We start from the raw sequence: 17,914 nt of genomic DNA, 5'->3' as shown, positions 1-17,914 counted from the left end.
TTATGATTTTTACAGGTCTTGGTAATTTCAAAAATCACTGATTTTTGAAATTGCCTCACCGAATTTTATAAACCAAACGGGGAATTACATTCAGCCGGCAAAAGGGCAGCAGCCCCCAGTCAGACTGGGTAACCCCGCTTAACGGAGGATTTACATGAGTATTCATATTAATGCAAAAGAAGGGAGCATTGCCCCTACCGTACTATTTCCCGGAGATCCTCTCCGGGCTAAGTACTTTGCGGAAACGTATCTCCAGAACACGGAGACGGTCAGCGATTTGCGGGGAATGTACTGTCTCAGTGGCGAGTACCAGGGCAAACCGGTGAGTATAATGGGTTCGGGGATGGGGCAGCCCTCCCTCTCCATATACGCAAATGAACTATATCGGGATTACGGCGTTGAACAGATCATCAGAATAGGGAGCTGCGGATCCATTCAGGAACAGGTAAAAGTGAACGATTTGATTCTTGCCCAGGGAGCATGCACCAATGGGAATATGAACCGACGACGCTTTAACGGCCTGGATTTTGCAGCCATTTCCGATTTTCATCTCCTTCAAACGGCCTATACTACTGCACAGGAGCGGGGGCTAAATGTTCATGTTGGGAACATTCTCTCCACCGACAGCTTTTACGATCCCCAGCCTGAGGCCTGGAAGCTCTGGGCTGAATATTCAGTCCTGGGAATTGAAATGGAAAGCGCAGAATTGTACACCCTGGGGGCATACTACGGGAAAAAGGCATTGAGCATCCTCACGGTAAGTGACAGCCTTCTGGACAACAGTCACGATATCCTCCAGGACAGGGAGAAAGGGATGGGCGCCATGGCTGAGCTTGCTCTCACTCTGGCATAATCCGGCATGCGTATAGACAGAGAAATGAGGCACTGGTAAAGTTCATTCACAATGATATATGGATTTGACCGAAGTCAGGGGCTTCGCAGAAGTTTTATTTTATTGCCCCTTATTACCCTTCTGAGCATGGTACTGATCAGTATTTTTCTCACAGGGGTTATCCGATCGAATACTCTCAGAGAAACGAGGAGAATTCTCGAAGCATCGGCAGAATTCTTCTCGGCTGCGTTTCTCAGTGAATACCGGGACAGAAACACTACTCTGATGAATTGGGCCCAGGACTACACCCGGGAACTTGCCCACCAGGCTGAAATACGAATCACCGTTATCCGGGAGGATGGAACGGTTATTGCCGATAACTGGGCGGAGCCAGCTCTCATGGATAATCATGCATTCCGTCCCGAAATACGCTCAGCGTTGCTGGGCCGGGATGAACATACCAGCAGATACAGTTCCACCCTGGATGCAGAGCTAATGTATTATGCCCGCACACTGGCTTCCGAAGGGGAATTTCCCGGTGAATCATTGATTATCAGAACTGCATCCAGGCTTACTCAGACCGAAGAATTGCTGGCTAACAGTTATCGGGTAATAATAATTATCAGCAGTATTATTATCAGCCTATCTATTTTGGTAATTGTTACCCAGCTGCGGGCCATGCAAAAACCTCTCAGTAAAATTCTGGCCTCTGCGGAGGCTATTGAGCGTGGGGACTGGGACCTGGATCTCTATATTCTCAGGCCTTACGAGTTTGCAAGCATTGCCAGGGCAATGAAAAAAATGGCAAAAGCTCTCAAAAACCAGATTCATGATTTGAACCGCCAGCGTGAAGAGCTTCAGAGAGTGTTCAATCTTCAGAAGGATGTAGTAATGGTGCTGAACCGCCATCAGATTATTATTCAGCACAATATTCCCGCAGCCCGCTTCCTCCTACAACGTGAATCTGAGATTCACGATACGGATTTCAGCAGCGAAATGCTTCTGGATCAGAGTACACGGAGACTAACCGGTTCAAGCATGCTCAGTTATGTGAGAAGTTCACAGTTAAACCGCATTTTTGAAGAGGCCCGGGATCATGGACGGCTGAGCAAAGGTACATTTACACTCTATTCCGAGAATGCGGAACAGTTTGAGTGTTATGTCACGCCCATAATGAGGTTCAATTTTGGGGATGGTGTAAAACATGAACAGCGGGATGAAGAAGACTACCTGATGGTTATTTACCGCTGAATTAACGGGATTCTTCTGCTCCCTGATTTTCCAATTCAATTACCTGATTGAGCCTGTCCAACTGTTCCTGCAGCTGCCGATCCTTGCTGATAAGATCTGAGAGAAAGGTATCGATATCTCCGCCGCTGATTCGGGGGTTTTCCGCTTGAATCGAGAGACCCGCGATATACTCTCTCCACCATTGAGTCGCCTCTCTCAATCTTTCCAACGGTACGCTGTTTGCATCCACCCCGTTGAAAACCACCGATTCAATAATCGGATCTGTTTCCGTTAATAGTTTATCGAAAGCGTCCAGCACGGTCTGAAAATGTTCCATATTTCGCAGCACCCCGGGCAGCTTGGGAATTTCAGGTCCAGGGGGTATAGAAATTCTGAGATCTTCATCTGTTTGTTCGCCTTGGCCTGATGCGTACATAAATATGGGGGAGAAAAGAAACACCATTAACCATAGCAAGAGGAGGGGGAGAATACTCAGCCGTTTATATTGTGCCCAGTCCATGAAAACCTCCGATAAATTGTATCGCAGCTCGCCGAAACGCGTCCTGCTACCTTCATTATAGCCCAGCAACCCATTCGCGCCAACATGATCACTGACAGGAACAGAAGCGATGTATGGAACCACGGCAATATCTGGAGACAGAGGACCGCCGGCGGGGAAGCAGATGAGAAGGGGCGAATTTTCGGGATTGTGGCGAAAGAGCTGTCCAAGAAGAGATTTTCCATATATATTTGGAGGATGGATATGGAATTCGAAGATATTTTACAAACGTTTCCCGCAGCAAGCGATTACCTTTCGGCGATGTATCTGATCAACCGGGATCACGGCCAGGTATCGAATTCGAAATTGGCAGATTGGCTGGATGTAAGCAGGCCGGCGGTCAGCCAGGCAGTCAGCAGATTAAAAAAACTGGATCTTATTACCCAGGAGAGATATTCTCATATACAAATGACTGAGAGAGGCTCCAGATTCGCCGTAAAAATGCTCCGTCGTCATTATCTGCTGGAGCATTTTCTCATGGATCATCTTGGGTTCACCTGGGATGAAATAGATATTGAAGCAAAACGACTGCAGAACAATATTTCGGATCTTTTCGAAGATCGGATGTTTAAGGCTCTGGGCAAACCTCAAACCTGTCCCCATGGAAACCCCATTCCAGGAACCGATGATGAACAGGAAATCCTCGCCTATCCTCAATTTTCCCGGGCGGAAGAAGGGGAATCAGGTATATTCACCCGTATCACCGAAGAAGGTGAGGAAAAGGAAGGGTTGCTGAAATATGTTCACGAGCATCAGATTCAGTTAGGCGACAGTTTCACGGTAAAAAGACATCAGGATGACGGATTGCTTGTGGATTTTCAGCGGCAAAGCAACACATTGGGCGATGAGGAATTAATTATTCCACAGGAGTTCTGTGATTACTTGTGCTATTCACCCGGCAGTGCAGAATAATGTATCAGGCAGTGCAGATTGATGCATCCGCTGCTAACCGATTGAAAAAATCGTCTTAAACCCTGCCCCGCTGTACGTTATTCACCACATTCACCGGTCTACCTTCCATCCACGCCTGTATATTTCGGGTGGCAATCTGTATTGCCCGTTCTCGGGCTTCCTTGCTGGCCCAGGCAATATGGGGGGTGAACAAGGATTTTGGATGGTGGATCAGCGCCGAAGCCGGTTTTGGCGGTTCCTGTTCATACACGTCCGCGGCGTAACAGATGAGTTTCCCGTCATCAAGGGCATCGAGAACCGCTTCTTCATGAATTACACCTCCCCTGGAGGTATTGAGAAGAACCGTTCCAGGTTTTATTCGACTGAGCAGTGATGTATCAATCATTTCCTTGGTATGGGTATTGAGGGGGGTATGAAGACTGATAAAATTGCTCCGTTCGAAAAGCTCTTCTATGGTCACTGCATGCACCCGACCCAGATTAATATCATCCTGAGATCCTCCGGGCAGGCTTGCGTCCTGTTTTCTGGCGATGAGTACATCCATTCCGAAAGATCGGCCGATTTCGCTCAGCTTCCTGCCGATATCTCCGTAGCCCACAATTCCCAGAGTTTTCCCGCTAAGCTCCACGGGAGCTGTACGAATATAGGAAAAATCGGCGGAAGTCTCCCAGTCACCATTCTTGACTGAGCGGTTATAGTCGGAAACCATGTTACTCACATGGAGAATATAGGCAAACACCATTTGAGCCACCGAATCCCGGGAATATCCCGGGATATTCGTCACCGGCAGCCCCAGCTGCTGGGCATACGCGCTGTCCACCGTGTTATAGCCGGTAGCCAGCACTCCAATATATTTCAGACGGGTAAGAAGATCCATCATATCCCGCCCGATGGGGACTTTGTTTGTGAGAATCACTTCAGCATCTGCGGCGTGGGTGACCACATCCACAGCTTTCATCCGGGGGAAAATATCAAGGTCGCCAAGCTTGGCAACAGGATCCCAGCTCAAATCACCGGGGTTCATTGTGTGTCCGTCCAAAATGCAGATCTTCATGTGATGAGTATAAGAACGGAGGGAAAAAGAGTCCAGAAAATCCTTTTCCCGTTTCACAGTTGTGCTATACTGGGCGTATGCCAAAACTACACGATTTATGCCAACAGTTCTGGGAAGAGATCACTTCCGCAGCTCCTAAAGGAGACACGACCCGAAGCCCTGAGGAAATTGTAGAGATTGCCTACGGATACATGCAAAACAACCTTCCCAGGGACGCCGATGTACTGAAACGCCATTTGCTTGTTTTATCCAGGGAATTGAATATCCAACCCCTGAAATACGATGAAGTTGAGCAACTGACAGAAAGTTTGTTCGGCTGATCTTCCGGCCCTTCAGCTCCTGTATGTTCGTCCATGCAAGTAGCGCTCTGTGGGAAAGCTTCCGCCCACTTGCGAAAGCTCTGTAGAAATAATACAGTAATCCTGCATAATTATACAGGAGCACAGAATGCCACAATTACGCAGTACCACCAACACATCCGGGCGGAATATGGCCGGAGCCAGATCGCTCTGGCGGGCCAACGGTATGCAGTCCGGTCAGTTCGGAAAACCTATTATCGCCATTGCAAATTCCTTTACTCAGTTTGTACCGGGACACGCCCATCTCCACAATATCGGACAGGAAGTGAAATCGATAATTGAAGATAGGGGCTGCTTTGCCGCCGAATTCAACACTATAGCGGTGGATGACGGTATCGCCATGGGTCATGAAGGGATGCTCTATTCCCTGCCCAGCCGGGAAGTTATTGCCGACAGTGTGGAATACATGGTGAACGCCCATTGTGCAGATGCTCTAATCTGCATATCTAATTGTGACAAGATTACTCCGGGGATGCTTATGGCAGCCATGAGGCTCAATATTCCCACGATTTTCGTCAGCGGCGGCCCCATGGAAGCGGGGAGAGTGGGAGATGAGCGATACGACTTGGTGGATGTAATGGTTATGGGCCCCGACGAATCGGTAAGCGATCAACAGCTCTCGGTTGTTGAAGAGAATGCCTGCCCCACCTGTGGAAGTTGCTCCGGGATGTTCACCGCCAACAGTATGAATTGTCTAAACGAAGCCCTGGGTCTGGCCCTCCCGGGAAACGGAACCCTGGTGGCCACCCATGCCGGCCGCCGGGAGCTGTTCCGGAATGCTGCAGAACGCATTGTTGACCTGGCCCGGGAATATTATGAAAACGACAATGCGGATGTTCTCCCACGGTCAATTGCCGGCCGTCAGGCGTTTCTGAATGCCATGAGTCTGGATATCGCCATGGGGGGAAGTACCAACACGGTTCTGCATCTTCTGGCCATTGCCAGGGAAGCAGAAGTGGATTTCACCATGGAAGACATAGACCGCTTGAGCCGAAGCATTCCCTGCATATGTAAGGTAAGCCCGAACAGCAGCTATCATATTGAAGACGTTCACCGGGCGGGGGGAATTATGGGCATCCTCAGCGAACTGGCAGATGCAGATTTGATCGACAGCTCGGTTAAGCGGGTGGACTCCCCTTCCCTGAAACAGATTCTTAAAGAACACAATATTCTAAAATCCAGAGGCGGTGTATCGGAACCTGCTTTTGAGTTCTTCTCCGCCGCACCCGGAGGCGTGAAGAACCTCAAACTGGGCAGCCAGAATTCCCGATACAAGACGCTGGATACCGATAGAATTAATGGCTGTATCCGGAATGTGGAACATGCCTACTATGCGGACGGTGGATTGGCAGTGCTCACCGGAAATATTGCACGCCGCGGCTGTATTATTAAAACGGCGGGGGTGGATGAAAGCATTTTTCAGTTTCAAGGTCCTGCTGTGGTGTTTGAAAGCCAGGATGATGCCATCCAGGGGATCCTCAATGGCAGGGTGAAATCCGGAGATGTGGTGATTATCCGCTATGAAGGCCCGAAGGGCGGCCCGGGAATGCAGGAGATGCTGTATCCCACCAGTTATCTGAAAAGCATGAAACTGGGAAAATCCTGCGCCCTCATTACCGATGGACGATTTTCCGGCGGCACCAGCGGACTTTCCATTGGACATGTGAGCCCGGAAGCGGCTTCCGGGGGGGAAATTGCCCTCATAGAAGATGGTGACGGGGTAGAAATAGATATTCCCGGCAGAACCATACGGGTATTAGTATCACCGGAAGTGTTGGAATCCCGGCGGAAGCTTCAGAAAAGCAGAGGTGATGCCGCATTCACTCCCCTGAACCGGAATCGTACGGTGAGCCGAGCCCTGAGAATGTACGCCCTGCATGCAACAAGTGCAGACCAGGGGGCAGTACGAAGACTACCCGGTGAAGATTTTCAAAGCTGATAAAAATATGGTATGAAGGGTGGATCGGAGGTAATACCATGAGCCAGCCCAACGGCAGCCTGTACCATCAGCAGCCATATATACGAAGCATCCACACCCGAATCGAAGCAATCCACAGTCTGGAACTGGAGGGGCAATCCCGTACAGCAGTGGAATTCAAGAGAAGCCATTTTTATCCTCAAGGGGGTGGACAGCCTGGAGACCGGGGGTCGTTTGCCGGGCACGCAGTTCTTGAAACCCTGAAAGGTTCTGACATTCCGGGTTTTTCTGGCGCCCCCGCCTCTACCGTTCATATAATGGAACTCAACGGAAAATTACGTCCCGGCGATGAAGGCGAGCTGACCCTTGACTGGGAACACCGCTGGGATTACATGCAGCAGCACAGCGGACAACACCTCATATCCGCCGCGTTCTGGCTCATCGGCGGGTACCCTACGATTTCGGTACATCAGGGAAGTGAGTACACCACGGTTGAGTTTGAAGCTGGAGATATCCCCGATAATGATATTCTCAAAGCAGGCGAATTGGCAAACAGTTGTATTATGGCAGGACTGGATATCCGCAGCCGGCAAATTGACGAAGCACAGCTTGAGAAGCTGCCGCTGCGCAGAAGTCTGAAGGTGGATTCCCGCATCCGAGTCCTGGAAATCGGCCGTTTCCCCAAGGCAGAAGAAGCCGAAATACCACCCCTTGTTAAAGGTCCGGATGATCCCCGCCTGGAAGCCGGCAACCATGCACCTCTACTGTTGGATGTGGTGGGATGCGGAGGGGTGCACCTTCAAAACAGCTCACAGGTCCGGCTCATACATCATCTAAAAACAGAACGGATTCGCGGGAGGGTGCGTCTCTACTGGAAAATCGGTGACAGGGCTTTTGAAGATTATCGCATGAAAGAAAAGGTATGCGGTGAAACCGGCACTATGCTCAGCCGCCCGCCCGAAGAAATTCCCCGGAGGGTTATGGAACTTCAGCACGAAATCAGCAATGTAAAAAAGGAGCTGGCTCTGCTGAGACGACAGCAATTAGAGAACAGGATCAATCAAGTTCTTTCCCGTTCTCCTTCAACGGAAGATGGCCGGGGGAATTCTCCCTCCCCACCCGAAATTTCACTCTTTCTGGAAGAAGGGGACATGAATGATTTGAAAGAAGGGGTGAAATATCTGCAGAAGGTGAACGTTGAGACCGCCGTGCTTGCGGCTTACCATCAAGATGGTGCAAACGGCGAAGACTCCAAAATTTTCTGGTGCATTCTAGACAGACGGGATACCCCCCTGGAATTCGGCGGTATTAAAAAGAGTATTCTGGACCCGCTGAATGCCCGGGGGGGTGGAAAAGCACCCCTTTGGCAAGGAAGTATTCTTTCGGGAACCATTGAACAAGGAAAGCTGCTTGTTGAGAACTTATCAGCAGGCTTTGCCAAGGAGAACATGTAGAACGGGTGGAACGGATATAACGGAGATAACGGAGAGGACGGGTGGAACGGAGAGGAAAAATGCCGCCGGATATTCGATCTGTCAGTCTGTCAATCTCGTATTCGGCGGCGATGGCGGTAGTCCCTGTCCAGGAATTCGTTATTCGGCAGGTATGAGGCGGTAAAGCTTTCCGTTATCCGAATCGCTCAGCAAATATATATACCCGGCCTGATCAATACGCACATCCCGTATGCGGCCCAGTTCTCCTTCAAGTAGCAGCTCTTCTTCATAACCCGGGAAAGCATTAGGGTGTTCATTCAGCGGCCATAGCTCTCTTTGATCTTCCCATCCCCAGGGAAGCTTTACGAATCGCAGATGCTCCCCGGCCAAAGCCCCGGTAAACAGCCCACCGTCGAATCCCCTATCGCCTGACATTGCGAAAACACCCTGTGAGGGGTACACTGCCAATCCGCTGGGGGCGATGGAGGGGGTCCAATGAAGCAGGGGTTCTTCCACGCCGGGCATGCTGCTACGACTGCTTACCGGACTGCCGTCGTAGTTCACTCCGTAGCTCACATCCGGCCAGCCGTAATTCCTTCCTTCCCGGATGATATTAATTTCGTCGCCCCCCTTAGGACCGTGTTCATTGGCTATGAGCAGCCCCCTGGCGGGATCCCATGCCAGCCCTTGAACATTCCGGTTACCCGTGCTGTAGAGCGTCCAGTCTCTTCCGCTGCCGTTATTATTCCGAGGGTCCAGTTGAACAATTCCTCCGGCACTGTCTCCGGAATCCTGTGCACGGGCTGAACTGCCCCGGTCACCGGTACTCACGTAGAGCATGCCCCGATTATCCATGGCAATTCTACTGCCGTAATGTATATTGCTTCGGCTTGCTTGCTGCATTTCATACAACAGGGTAAGGTTTTCCAAACGGTATTCTTCGGAGTTGAATTCCGCCCGGTACAGGGCGGTGGCCGATCCGCTGATTCCCCTGGGCTTGGCCAGAGAAAAATATATGCGCCGATTCCGGTGAAAATCGGGATCGGGGAACAGATCCAGCAACCCCCCCTGACGCCGGGAATGTATCTCGGGCAGACCGCCCACGGGATACATTCCTGTTCCTTCAATATCAGCAGTAGAAGAGGCTCCAGGGAGACCGGTGAAATAATATAGCTCCCCGGGGCGCAATGAAATAAAGCCCCGGCTTCCCGAATCATCGGCAGATCCATTCTCCGAAGGAAGAATAGCCAGAGCCCATGGTCGCTGCAATCCGCTCAACAGCTCCTGAACCCGGAACTCTACACCGGATGATGACCTGTAACGTCCGGGAAGGATTCCCCCGTCGGCTTCCGGCTGGGCGTAGAGCCCGGAAACGCTGCCCATGGCCATTATGGCAAATATCAAAAGATGGATTACTGCCATTTGCCCCTTGCAGAAAACCCGCCGCAGATAGTGTTGTATATACATATATGAATCCTCCTCAGTCCAAAGGATCGAAGAACGAAGCATCCTGATAACAGATGGGACAGGTCCAGTCCTCCGGAAGATCCTCAAACTCCGTGCCCTCTTCTATGCCTCCCTCCAGATCCCCCTGCTGAGGATCATAGATGTAACCGCAATTGGAACATATATAGCGCATTATTCCTCCCATGCCCTGTTTAGTTTTGATCAGTGAATCAGGAACCACTGTATAAGGCGGGAGCGAATCGAATCTCAACCTGCCTATCTAAAAGAACAAAGTACTGATTTTTGATTCCCGGAGTAAATTGAATTTTTAATTCGGGTTCGATATTTGTTTAATCCACATTGAAATACTTAGCCTGGGGGTGATGAACAATGAATGCGCTGGTGGTTTGCTCAGGAACCATCTGATCTTCTTCGCTCACCGCCACGCCGATCCGCTCACTGTCCAGAATATTGCATAGAATTCGGTTCTGGTTCAGATCTGGACATGCGGGATACCCGAAACTGTATCGGCTTCCACGGTATTTCTGGATCACAAAATCGGAAATGCCATCACCATCCTCTTCGGTAATACCCAGCTCCTGGCGCACCTTTAAATGCCAGTATTCCGCAAGGGCCTCGGCGGTTTCCACGCTCAGACCATGGAACAGCAGATAATCCTTATACGCCCCCTGATCATAAAGACTCTGATTATGCTCATGTGCGGCCATTCCCACGGTTGCAATCTGGAGTGCAATCACATCTTTCTGCCCGCTTTCCCGGGGCAGGAAATAATCGGCAATGCATTGCCGGGGCGCTTCGGATTGGCGGGGAAAGGTGAATCGGGCCATCTCCTCATCGCTTTCGGGCTGATACATGATCACATCTTCTCCCTGGCTGTTGCACTGGAAGTATCCGTATATCACTTTGGGGTGAAGAAGCTTCTCTTCACGGGCCATGGACTTGAGCTGTTCAAATTCCGGGCGCACGTGGGATTCTATGAGTTCTTCATACTCTTTCTTACTGAGTTTACCCCGGCGATATCCCCATCGTCCCCGGAACAGCACTTCCTCGGTAAGATATGTATACACCTCGTCCAGATCTATTCCTTCCGCTATTCGGGTTCCCAAAAAAGGGGCCCGGGGTATATTCACCGAACGGTCCACTTCTATGTGTTCGGGTACATCCTTCTTAATTCTGGGCCGGGGGGCGGGACGCTTGCTCCGTTTTTCCTGCTCTGCAGCCACAAAGCTGTCCAGACCGTCTTCCTTGATGAGATTCATAACATTGAGACCGGCGAAGGCATCTGCGCAGTACAGTACCGGGCTGTCTACCTCTTTTGCACAGGTATCCCACACATATGACGGAGTGAGCGCGGCTCCTCCAAGAAGCACCGGTACATGAACCTTTCTGCGCTGGAGTTCCTCCAGATTGTCTTTCATGACAATGGTAGATTTCACCAACAGACCGCTCATACCGATTGCATCGGCGTTCACTTCCTGGGCTTTTCTGATAATGGTATCTATTTCACACTTGATTCCAAGGTTATATACCTTGTAGCCGTTGTTGCTCAGAATAATATCCACCAGATTTTTTCCGATATCGTGGACATCTCCCCGGACTGTGGCAAGTACAATGGATTTCTGCTCGCTGGATTCCTGACGTTCCATGTAAGGTTCCAGGATATCCACGGAGAATTTCATCACTTCTGCGGACTGGAGCACAAATGGAAGCTGCATCTTGCCCGCCCCGAAAAGATCCCCGACAACCTTCATACCTGGAATCAGAATATCGTTGATTATTTCAAGGGGACCAATAGTCTCCATAGCCTGAAGGAGGAGACCGTCCATGTTGCCTTTGGAGCCCTGAATAATTTTCTGCTGCAGCTGCTCTTCCAGCGGCAGGTCCACCAACTGCACATCCGGACCTCCCTTTTCTTCCGGACTCTTGGAATCGAAGTGGGAGATAAACTGGAAGAGGGGTGTACTGCCTTCGGGTGCTTCAGGGGATTCATCGAGTTTATTGTAAATCAGGTTTCTGGATACTAAAATATCCTGATCACTCAGGTTGGCAAGGGGAACAATATGTTTCAGATTCACAATCGCCGAGTCGAGGCCCGCATCTATTGCATCGTTCAGAAATACCGAATTGAGCACCTTTCTGCTTGAGGCATTCAAGCCGAAGCTCACATTGCTGAGGCCCAGAACAGTGCGTACGCCGGGAATTTCCCCCTTGATTCTCCGAATTCCCTCAAGGGTTTCAATGGCTGAGTTCACCATACTTTCATCCCCTGCTCCAAGGGTAAAGGTGAGAGGATCAAATATGAGATCCCCTGCCTTGAGACCATGTCGGTTGACGGCGATATCATATATCCGCTTTGCAATGGATACTTTTCTCTCCACGTCTTTTGCCATGCCCTCTTCGTCGATTGTCAGGGCTATGAGGGCGGCACCGTAGCGCTTGGCCAGTCGGCAGATTGCATCGGCCCTCCCTTCCCCGTCTTCCAGATTAATGGAATTAATCACCGCCCGTCCTCCGTACATCTGCAGCGCAGACTCCATAACCGGAAGCTCAGTACTGTCGATCACCAAAGGCAGGGGTACCTGGGTCACCATCCGGGAGAGAACCTGTCCCATATCCCGGACTTCATCCCTGCCGGTGTAGGCAACGCATACATCCAGGGCGTGCACCCCTGTCTGCACCTGCTGCCTGGCCACATCCACCAGACCGTCCCAGTTTTCATCCAGAAGCAGCTCGCGGAATTTTTTACTCCCGTTGGTGTTGGTCCGTTCCCCAATGAAGAACGCCGAGTTATCCTGGGTCAGACTCTGGGCGCCGAAAATTCCGCTCACAGAGTCCGGAAAGGAAGGGGTCCGCTCTGCGGGAAGCTGTACTCCGGCCTCCTGAAGAGCTTCGCTCAGGAAGGAGATAAAGGCGGGGGTGGTTCCGCAACACCCGCCTACTATGCTCACCCCATCCCGCTGAATGAACGAAAGCATGTTTTGCACATAATCATCAATGGCAAGAGTGTAGACCAGTTCACCGTTTACGTTTTGAGGCAGACCCGCATTGGGCTGAACGGATATGGGGAGACTGCTGAGGCCGCTCAGCTGCTTCACATAGCTGACCATATCCTCAGGGCCGGTTGCGCAGTTCATACCCAGGGTGTCCACTCCCAATGGAGTAATGGCGGCAACCACTGCGGGTACTTCCGTTCCCACTAGGAGCGTACCGGTGGTCTCCACCGTAAAGGACACCATAATGGGTACGATTCGCCCCAGAGCCTCCATTTCATCCTGGGCGGCAACCACCGCACATTTAATTTGTAGTGGATCCTGACAGGTCTCGATAAGTATGGCGTCGGCGCCGCCCTCCAGGAGACCGCCGGCATGATCCCGGTATGAACGGTACATGCTTTCCCAGTCTGTTTGACGGAGACTGATCAGTTTGGTCCCCGGGCCCATGGCTCCGGCAACGAAGCGAGGTTTGCCGGGGACCGCGTTCTGCCAGGCATCGGCGGCCTCCCGTGCCAGGGAGGCGGATATTCTGCTGATTTCCCGTGCTCTTTCCTGAATGCCATATTCCGCCAGCACTATGGCATTGGACCCGAAGCTGTTGGTTTCTATAATATCGCTGCCTGCTTCCAGGTATGTTTCATGAATGGTCCGGATCTTGTCGGGAATTGTGACATTGAGAATTTCGCTGCATCCCAGTAGTCCCTGATACTCTTCATCACTGGGTTCCAAAGCGTGGATCTGGGTTCCCATGGCACCGTCAAAAAGAGCAACACCCTGCTCTATTCGATCTGTAAACGTAATTTTATTTGAAGTCTTTCTGCTCATGGTTCCTCCCGGTTTTTCGTAACATCAGAGGCAATGAGCAAAATCAGTGATTTTGCTCATTGCCAAGACCTTTAGAATCATACGTCCTTTCTTGTAAAAGGCATCTGATTTCGACCCGCTATCCAGCAGCTTTCAAGATGCAATTTTAAAAGCTGCTCATCAATGTATCGCGATTTATCGTTATATTCAATAGCTGATAAACTCTCTCATATTCCGACTGTTCAATCTATTGGGTCTGTTCAGAGTATTCCCGAAACGGGAAAATCCGAATTCCTGCGGGGTTCCCCGCTACCGTGGCGTGAGAGGTTCAGCCGGCTGTTCCAAATTGCTGCCATTCCTGATACGTTATTGTAAGCTCGGCTAATCTGAATATTGTGAGCCCGGAATATCTGCCCGGTGAATCATATGCAATGAACATCTGCCCCCTGCGGAACGTATACTGAGGAGACTATGCTGTGAAAGATCCACGAAGAATTATTTGTATACACGGATACGGAGTACGGGGGTTTTTCTGGACCCCTTTGAAACTTCATCTTGAGGAATACTTTTCGGAAGTGCTCACCCCTGATCTCAAAATGGAGGATATCCCCAGCGCAATTACCGAGGTTCGGGAACTTGCGAAGATTCACTCCAGGGAATCTGGGCAGCCGGTCATTCTCTGCGGTCACAGCCTTGGAGGAATTCTTTGCGCCATGGCAGCCAAAGAACTGGAAAAAAATGATCTTCACAGCCTGATAGTTATGGCTTCTCCCTTCGGCCGCCGGAAAAATGGGATGAATCCGCTGATCAAGTTTTTACTCAAACACAAACTCATTCCGGGATGGGCTGTGAGATCACAATTTTTCGGGAGTAACACGCCGGTACATTTGCAGAAGGAATTGTTTAACAATGCGGTACCCGAGAACCTCTCCATTCAGGAGGCGGTGACCGAGCCGACCTGGTTTCACAGCGAAGAAATAAACCATCCATTTGGATTTCCTGTGCTGGGTCTGGCAAGCGAAGCTGATAAAATTGTCTCCAGCCGGGAAACCCAATTATTTACTGAGGCTTTGGGCGGACAGTTTTATACCTTCCCCTTCAGCCTCCAAATCGGTCATGACGATTTTACCGTCCATGAACCCGCCATCAAACAGCTGCTGCGGGTTCTGCTTCCGTTTTTCGGGAAAAGCTACGAACTTCCGCCGCCCAACGACGGGCTGCTGCTCCAAGATGACGGAGATGACCTGGAACAGCAGCTGATGATGGATTACTGAGCTCAGACGACCCCCACCAGCCAGAGGCTGAACTGGGGAACAAAGGTGATAATCAGAACCAGCAGAACCTGAAGGATCAGAAACGGGACAATACTGGCATACACTTGGGTGAGAGGCTTACGGAAACGGTATGAGCTGAGAAAGAGGTTCAGACCCACCGGTGGAGTGCGGAAACCCAGTTCAAGATTCGCCAGGAAAATGATGCCCAAATGCAGAGGGTTAATGCCGAATGCCTCACCCAGAGGCAGTACCAGAGGCACCACCACGAAAATGGCCGAATAGATATCCATGAGGGTGCCGGTAATGAGAAGAGCCAGGTTCAGCAACAGCAGAAATGCGATTTTAGAAGAAATTCCTGTTTGAACGAACTCCGCCAGACGCTGGGGAATACCTGCATCAACAATAAACGCGGAAAGACCTTTGGCAAGCATCAGTATCATCAGAACACCGCCCACAATACGCATGCTCTTCAGGGATACCTGTCCAAGACCCCGAATGGTGAAATCCTTTTTAATGAATAGCTCTACTATTAGGGTGTACAGGAGGGCTATCGCACTTGTTTCAAGAAGGGAGGATATTCCCGAAAAATACAGCACCATGGTTATTACCGGAATGAGCAGTTCCCAAAACGCATCTTTCAAGGCGGCAAAAACTCTGGAGGCTTTCAGGGGAATCACCTGGTTATGAGACCTGATGGAACGGTATACCCCAAAAAGACTGATCCCCAAAACGAGGATCAATCCGGGCACCACTCCGGCCAAAAAGAGATCCCTGATGTTCACCCCCGCCACAGACCCGTAGAGAATAATGGCCAGGCTCGGGGGAAACAGCAGACCGATACTGCCTGAACTGGTAAGCAATCCGATGGTGAATTTTTCCCCGTACTGTCCGCTCCCGTGGAGTACCGAATACAGCAAACCTCCCAGAGCCAGAATAGTCACGCCGCTGGCTCCGGTGAATGTGGTGAATACTGCACTCACAAGTACGGCGGCGATCACCATTCCTCCGGGAAGCCAGCCGAACATGGATGTAAAAACCTCAATAAAACGCTCACTCGCCTTGCTTTCAGAAAGTAGGTATCCGGTTAGCGTGAACAGGGCAATGGAGGAAATTGCGGAGTTATCCAGCACCGCATACCCTTCATAGAGGATAATCCCCGGCCCGGATCCGGTTCTGAGGAAAAGCAGCATTCCAACGCCCCCGAGCACGGTGAACAGAGGAAGTCCCAAGGGGACGTGAAGAATGATAAGGATAATCAGGATTGGAATCAGCGGAGGAAGCACCTGGTACCACAGCTGATCGATGGTGAAGAAAAACTCCGGCAGCTGGGGAAACAGGGCGAAAAGTATATTCATGAGAGACGGAAAACTGGTTAGGATTCCCAGTACGAGTACGGCGGCGTGGGCAATAATAGTCTTTCCCCGTGCCCGTATTCTCAGCCAGTGAAACAGGATGCCGAAGAATCCCAGAGGAATGAATGCCACAAAAAGCTGTATGGGTATTCCCAGAATCCGCTCATCCAAAAAGGCCACGAATAGCATTTCCAGACTGCCGAGAAAAAACTGAACAATAATAAAGCTTCCCAGAAGATCCCGGCTCATTCTCAGCAGTTCAGCCCATTTTTCACTCCGGGAATCCAAGCCCAGATCCAGCTTCAGATGATCCGACGTACTGGCCGTATAACTGCCGGCCATAGCTGTGAGCATAACCACAAAATGGAAAACCAATGGTCCAAGATACGGAACATCCCCGGCGCCGATTAAGCGGAGAAATGCAGAGATAACCGGAAGCAACGCCAGGAGCAGATACCAAGTATAGCCGCCCATAACTTCAACCCACTGGAATCCCTTCAGAGCAGCTACCCGTTCCTCATCATGTTCAAGCCGGTTTGCATTCCGGGAGTCATTATTGGAAACGTTCACTATCGATTATTCTCCCTGAATTCATCCAGTAATTGGGTCATTTTGGAGATCAGAGGGTTATCAAAATAGCTGGAGTTCAGTTCATTTCTCTTTTCCTCGAACACCTCATACCAGTCATCCTCCTGTTCCGAGGATACATCAATTACTGTAAGACCGTATTCCTTCATCAGGTTCAGGGCATCGGATTCCAGCCCTGCCAGCTGGGATTCAATTTCAACTCCGATCCGTTCCGCGCTGGCCATGAGCTCATCGTGATATTCCCGGGGAATTCTTCTCCAGGTTCGCTCATCAATGTATATTGCCCCGAAAAACGGAGCCACCGGCACATCCAACATATGATCGGTAACGCCGAACCATTGGAAACCCGCAACCCCCAGGGGGGCATATAATACCGAATCTATGAGTCCCGAGTTCAAACCGCTGAGAATTTCCGGTGAAGAAAGGGGTACGGGCTGCATCCCCATCCCCCTCATCACCTCATTGATATCTTCAATAAAATCTCCTGTGGCCACCTTCAAACCTTCGAGATTTTCCGGGGAACGAATCTCGCGGGTTGAGAAAAACTTCAGCCAGCCGGCATTTGACCAGGTAAGAATCTCATATCCTTCATCCCGGAAGGACTGGTTAAGATCCTCCTCCAGGCTGTCCAGAACATAGTCTAACTCGGCATCGCTCTCAATAACGCCCGGCATCACCATTCCCCACAATTCGGGAAGAACCGCTGTAAGCCCCACGGTGGTAACCGCTGCGCCCTGGAGCTGACCGAGACGGATTTTACGGATAAAATCCTTTTCGTCACCGGCAACTCCGCCGTGAAAAACCCTGACGCGCACCCTGCCGTTGGTAATCTGGGACCATTCTGCGGCCATACGGTTCAAACCTTCGCCCCAGGGTGTTGATTCCGGGGCAATTGAACCAATTTTAATAGTCTGCGAACTTAACGAACCCAGAACCAGTACCAGCAGAATCAGCATTACCACGGCGGTTTTGCCTGCCTTGAAGCAAAATCCTGAGTAAAATCCTGAGCCCGGAGCTTTAACCCGGTCGCCATGCATGTGTCGTAGTATTGTCTTCATAATGTACTCCTCCCAGTCCCTATTTCCTATACCATCTACTTTTTGTCAAATTTTCTCCGCCACTGGGTGGCGCTATTATCT

At 50.6% G+C, this 17,914-nt stretch carries 14 protein-coding genes; 7 read left to right on the top strand and 7 right to left on the bottom strand.

Annotated features, from left to right (window positions below):
* Positions 1-154 precede the first annotated feature (154 nt).
* Both deoD and AC52PS_RS04415 read left to right on the top strand, forming a co-directional pair.
* Positions 155-853, top strand: coding sequence for a purine-nucleoside phosphorylase (deoD, locus tag AC52PS_RS04420; RefSeq protein ID WP_495561826.1), 699 nt, complete (start codon positions 155-157; stop codon positions 851-853).
* Between the two features lie 51 nt (positions 854-904).
* The gene (locus tag AC52PS_RS04415; RefSeq protein WP_495561825.1) at positions 905-2,083 is read left to right on the top strand and encodes a HAMP domain-containing protein; all 1,179 of its coding nucleotides are present in this window, start codon (positions 905-907) and stop codon (positions 2,081-2,083) included.
* Between the two features lies 1 nt (position 2,084).
* On the opposite strand, the gene AC52PS_RS04410 is transcribed toward AC52PS_RS04415, so the two are convergent.
* Positions 2,085-2,582 (bottom strand): hypothetical protein, encoded by a 498-nt coding sequence (locus AC52PS_RS04410; protein WP_495561824.1) that lies wholly within the window; start codon positions 2,580-2,582, stop codon positions 2,085-2,087.
* An 84-nt stretch (positions 2,583-2,666) separates the two neighbouring features.
* Between AC52PS_RS04410 and AC52PS_RS04405 the strand changes: the two genes are divergently transcribed.
* A complete protein-coding gene (locus tag AC52PS_RS04405) occupies positions 2,667-3,533 on the top strand; it encodes a metal-dependent transcriptional regulator (RefSeq protein ID WP_495561823.1) in 867 nt (288 codons plus the stop codon).
* A 55-nt stretch (positions 3,534-3,588) separates the two neighbouring features.
* Here AC52PS_RS04405 and AC52PS_RS04400 read toward each other — a convergent pair whose 3' ends face one another.
* Positions 3,589-4,587 (bottom strand): D-2-hydroxyacid dehydrogenase, encoded by a 999-nt coding sequence (locus AC52PS_RS04400; protein WP_495561822.1) that lies wholly within the window; start codon positions 4,585-4,587, stop codon positions 3,589-3,591.
* 77 nt (positions 4,588-4,664) lie between these two features.
* Between AC52PS_RS04400 and AC52PS_RS04395 the strand changes: the two genes are divergently transcribed.
* The 3 genes from AC52PS_RS04395 (at position 4,665) to AC52PS_RS04385 (ending at position 8,318) form a co-directional block, all read left to right on the top strand.
* Complete coding sequence (locus AC52PS_RS04395) at positions 4,665-4,907, top strand: hypothetical protein (protein ID WP_495561821.1); 243 nt, start codon at positions 4,665-4,667, stop codon at positions 4,905-4,907.
* Positions 4,908-5,034: 127 nt separating this feature from the next.
* Complete coding sequence (gene ilvD / locus AC52PS_RS04390; RefSeq protein ID WP_495561820.1) at positions 5,035-6,885, top strand: dihydroxy-acid dehydratase; 1,851 nt, start codon at positions 5,035-5,037, stop codon at positions 6,883-6,885.
* 38 nt (positions 6,886-6,923) lie between these two features.
* Positions 6,924-8,318, top strand: coding sequence for an alanyl-tRNA editing protein (locus tag AC52PS_RS04385; protein ID WP_495561819.1), 1,395 nt, complete (start codon positions 6,924-6,926; stop codon positions 8,316-8,318).
* 138 nt (positions 8,319-8,456) lie between these two features.
* Here AC52PS_RS04385 and AC52PS_RS04380 read toward each other — a convergent pair whose 3' ends face one another.
* From AC52PS_RS04380 to metH, 3 genes are all read right to left on the bottom strand, one after another.
* The gene (locus AC52PS_RS04380; protein ID WP_495561818.1) at positions 8,457-9,764 is read right to left on the bottom strand and encodes a PQQ-dependent sugar dehydrogenase; all 1,308 of its coding nucleotides are present in this window, start codon (positions 9,762-9,764) and stop codon (positions 8,457-8,459) included.
* 13 nt (positions 9,765-9,777) lie between these two features.
* Entirely contained in the window at positions 9,778-9,936 is a 159-nt protein-coding gene (locus AC52PS_RS04375; protein ID WP_495561817.1) for a rubredoxin, read from the bottom strand.
* A 157-nt stretch (positions 9,937-10,093) separates the two neighbouring features.
* Complete coding sequence (gene metH / locus AC52PS_RS04370; protein WP_495561816.1) at positions 10,094-13,582, bottom strand: methionine synthase; 3,489 nt, start codon at positions 13,580-13,582, stop codon at positions 10,094-10,096.
* Between the two features lie 455 nt (positions 13,583-14,037).
* Between metH and AC52PS_RS04365 the strand changes: the two genes are divergently transcribed.
* Positions 14,038-14,835 (top strand): alpha/beta hydrolase, encoded by a 798-nt coding sequence (locus AC52PS_RS04365; RefSeq protein ID WP_495561815.1) that lies wholly within the window; start codon positions 14,038-14,040, stop codon positions 14,833-14,835.
* A 2-nt stretch (positions 14,836-14,837) separates the two neighbouring features.
* On the opposite strand, the gene AC52PS_RS04360 is transcribed toward AC52PS_RS04365, so the two are convergent.
* Together AC52PS_RS04360 and dctP are read right to left on the bottom strand one after the other, a co-directional pair.
* Positions 14,838-16,757, bottom strand: a complete 1,920-nt coding sequence (locus AC52PS_RS04360) for a TRAP transporter large permease (protein WP_495561814.1) — start codon at positions 16,755-16,757, stop codon at positions 14,838-14,840.
* Positions 16,757-17,833, bottom strand: a complete 1,077-nt coding sequence (dctP, locus tag AC52PS_RS04355) for a TRAP transporter substrate-binding protein DctP (protein ID WP_495561813.1) — start codon at positions 17,831-17,833, stop codon at positions 16,757-16,759. The genes AC52PS_RS04360 and dctP overlap by 1 nt, the downstream gene beginning before the upstream one ends.
* Positions 17,834-17,914: the final 81 nt, after the last annotated feature.

The sequence above is a fragment of the Salinispira sp. genome, from assembly GCF_059431795.1.
This window is presented reverse-complemented; position numbering and strand designations above follow the sequence as displayed.

Excerpts from the sequence above, each read along its gene's own strand:
- deoD (WP_495561826.1), top strand. The coding sequence starts at position 155 with ATGAGTATTCATATTAATGCAAAAGAAGGGAGCATTGCCCCTACCGTA.
- AC52PS_RS04415 (WP_495561825.1), top strand. The coding sequence starts at position 905 with ATGATATATGGATTTGACCGAAGTCAGGGGCTTCGCAGAAGTTTTATT.
- AC52PS_RS04410 (WP_495561824.1), bottom strand. The coding sequence starts at position 2,582 with ATGGACTGGGCACAATATAAACGGCTGAGTATTCTCCCCCTCCTCTTG.
- AC52PS_RS04405 (WP_495561823.1), top strand. The coding sequence starts at position 2,667 with ATGATCACTGACAGGAACAGAAGCGATGTATGGAACCACGGCAATATC.
- AC52PS_RS04400 (WP_495561822.1), bottom strand. The coding sequence starts at position 4,587 with ATGAAGATCTGCATTTTGGACGGACACACAATGAACCCCGGTGATTTG.
- AC52PS_RS04395 (WP_495561821.1), top strand. The coding sequence starts at position 4,665 with ATGCCAAAACTACACGATTTATGCCAACAGTTCTGGGAAGAGATCACT.
- ilvD (WP_495561820.1), top strand. The coding sequence starts at position 5,035 with ATGCCACAATTACGCAGTACCACCAACACATCCGGGCGGAATATGGCC.
- AC52PS_RS04385 (WP_495561819.1), top strand. The coding sequence starts at position 6,924 with ATGAGCCAGCCCAACGGCAGCCTGTACCATCAGCAGCCATATATACGA.
- AC52PS_RS04380 (WP_495561818.1), bottom strand. The coding sequence starts at position 9,764 with ATGTATATACAACACTATCTGCGGCGGGTTTTCTGCAAGGGGCAAATG.
- AC52PS_RS04375 (WP_495561817.1), bottom strand. The coding sequence starts at position 9,936 with ATGCGCTATATATGTTCCAATTGCGGTTACATCTATGATCCTCAGCAG.
- metH (WP_495561816.1), bottom strand. The coding sequence starts at position 13,582 with ATGAGCAGAAAGACTTCAAATAAAATTACGTTTACAGATCGAATAGAG.
- dctP (WP_495561813.1), bottom strand. The coding sequence starts at position 17,833 with ATGAAGACAATACTACGACACATGCATGGCGACCGGGTTAAAGCTCCG.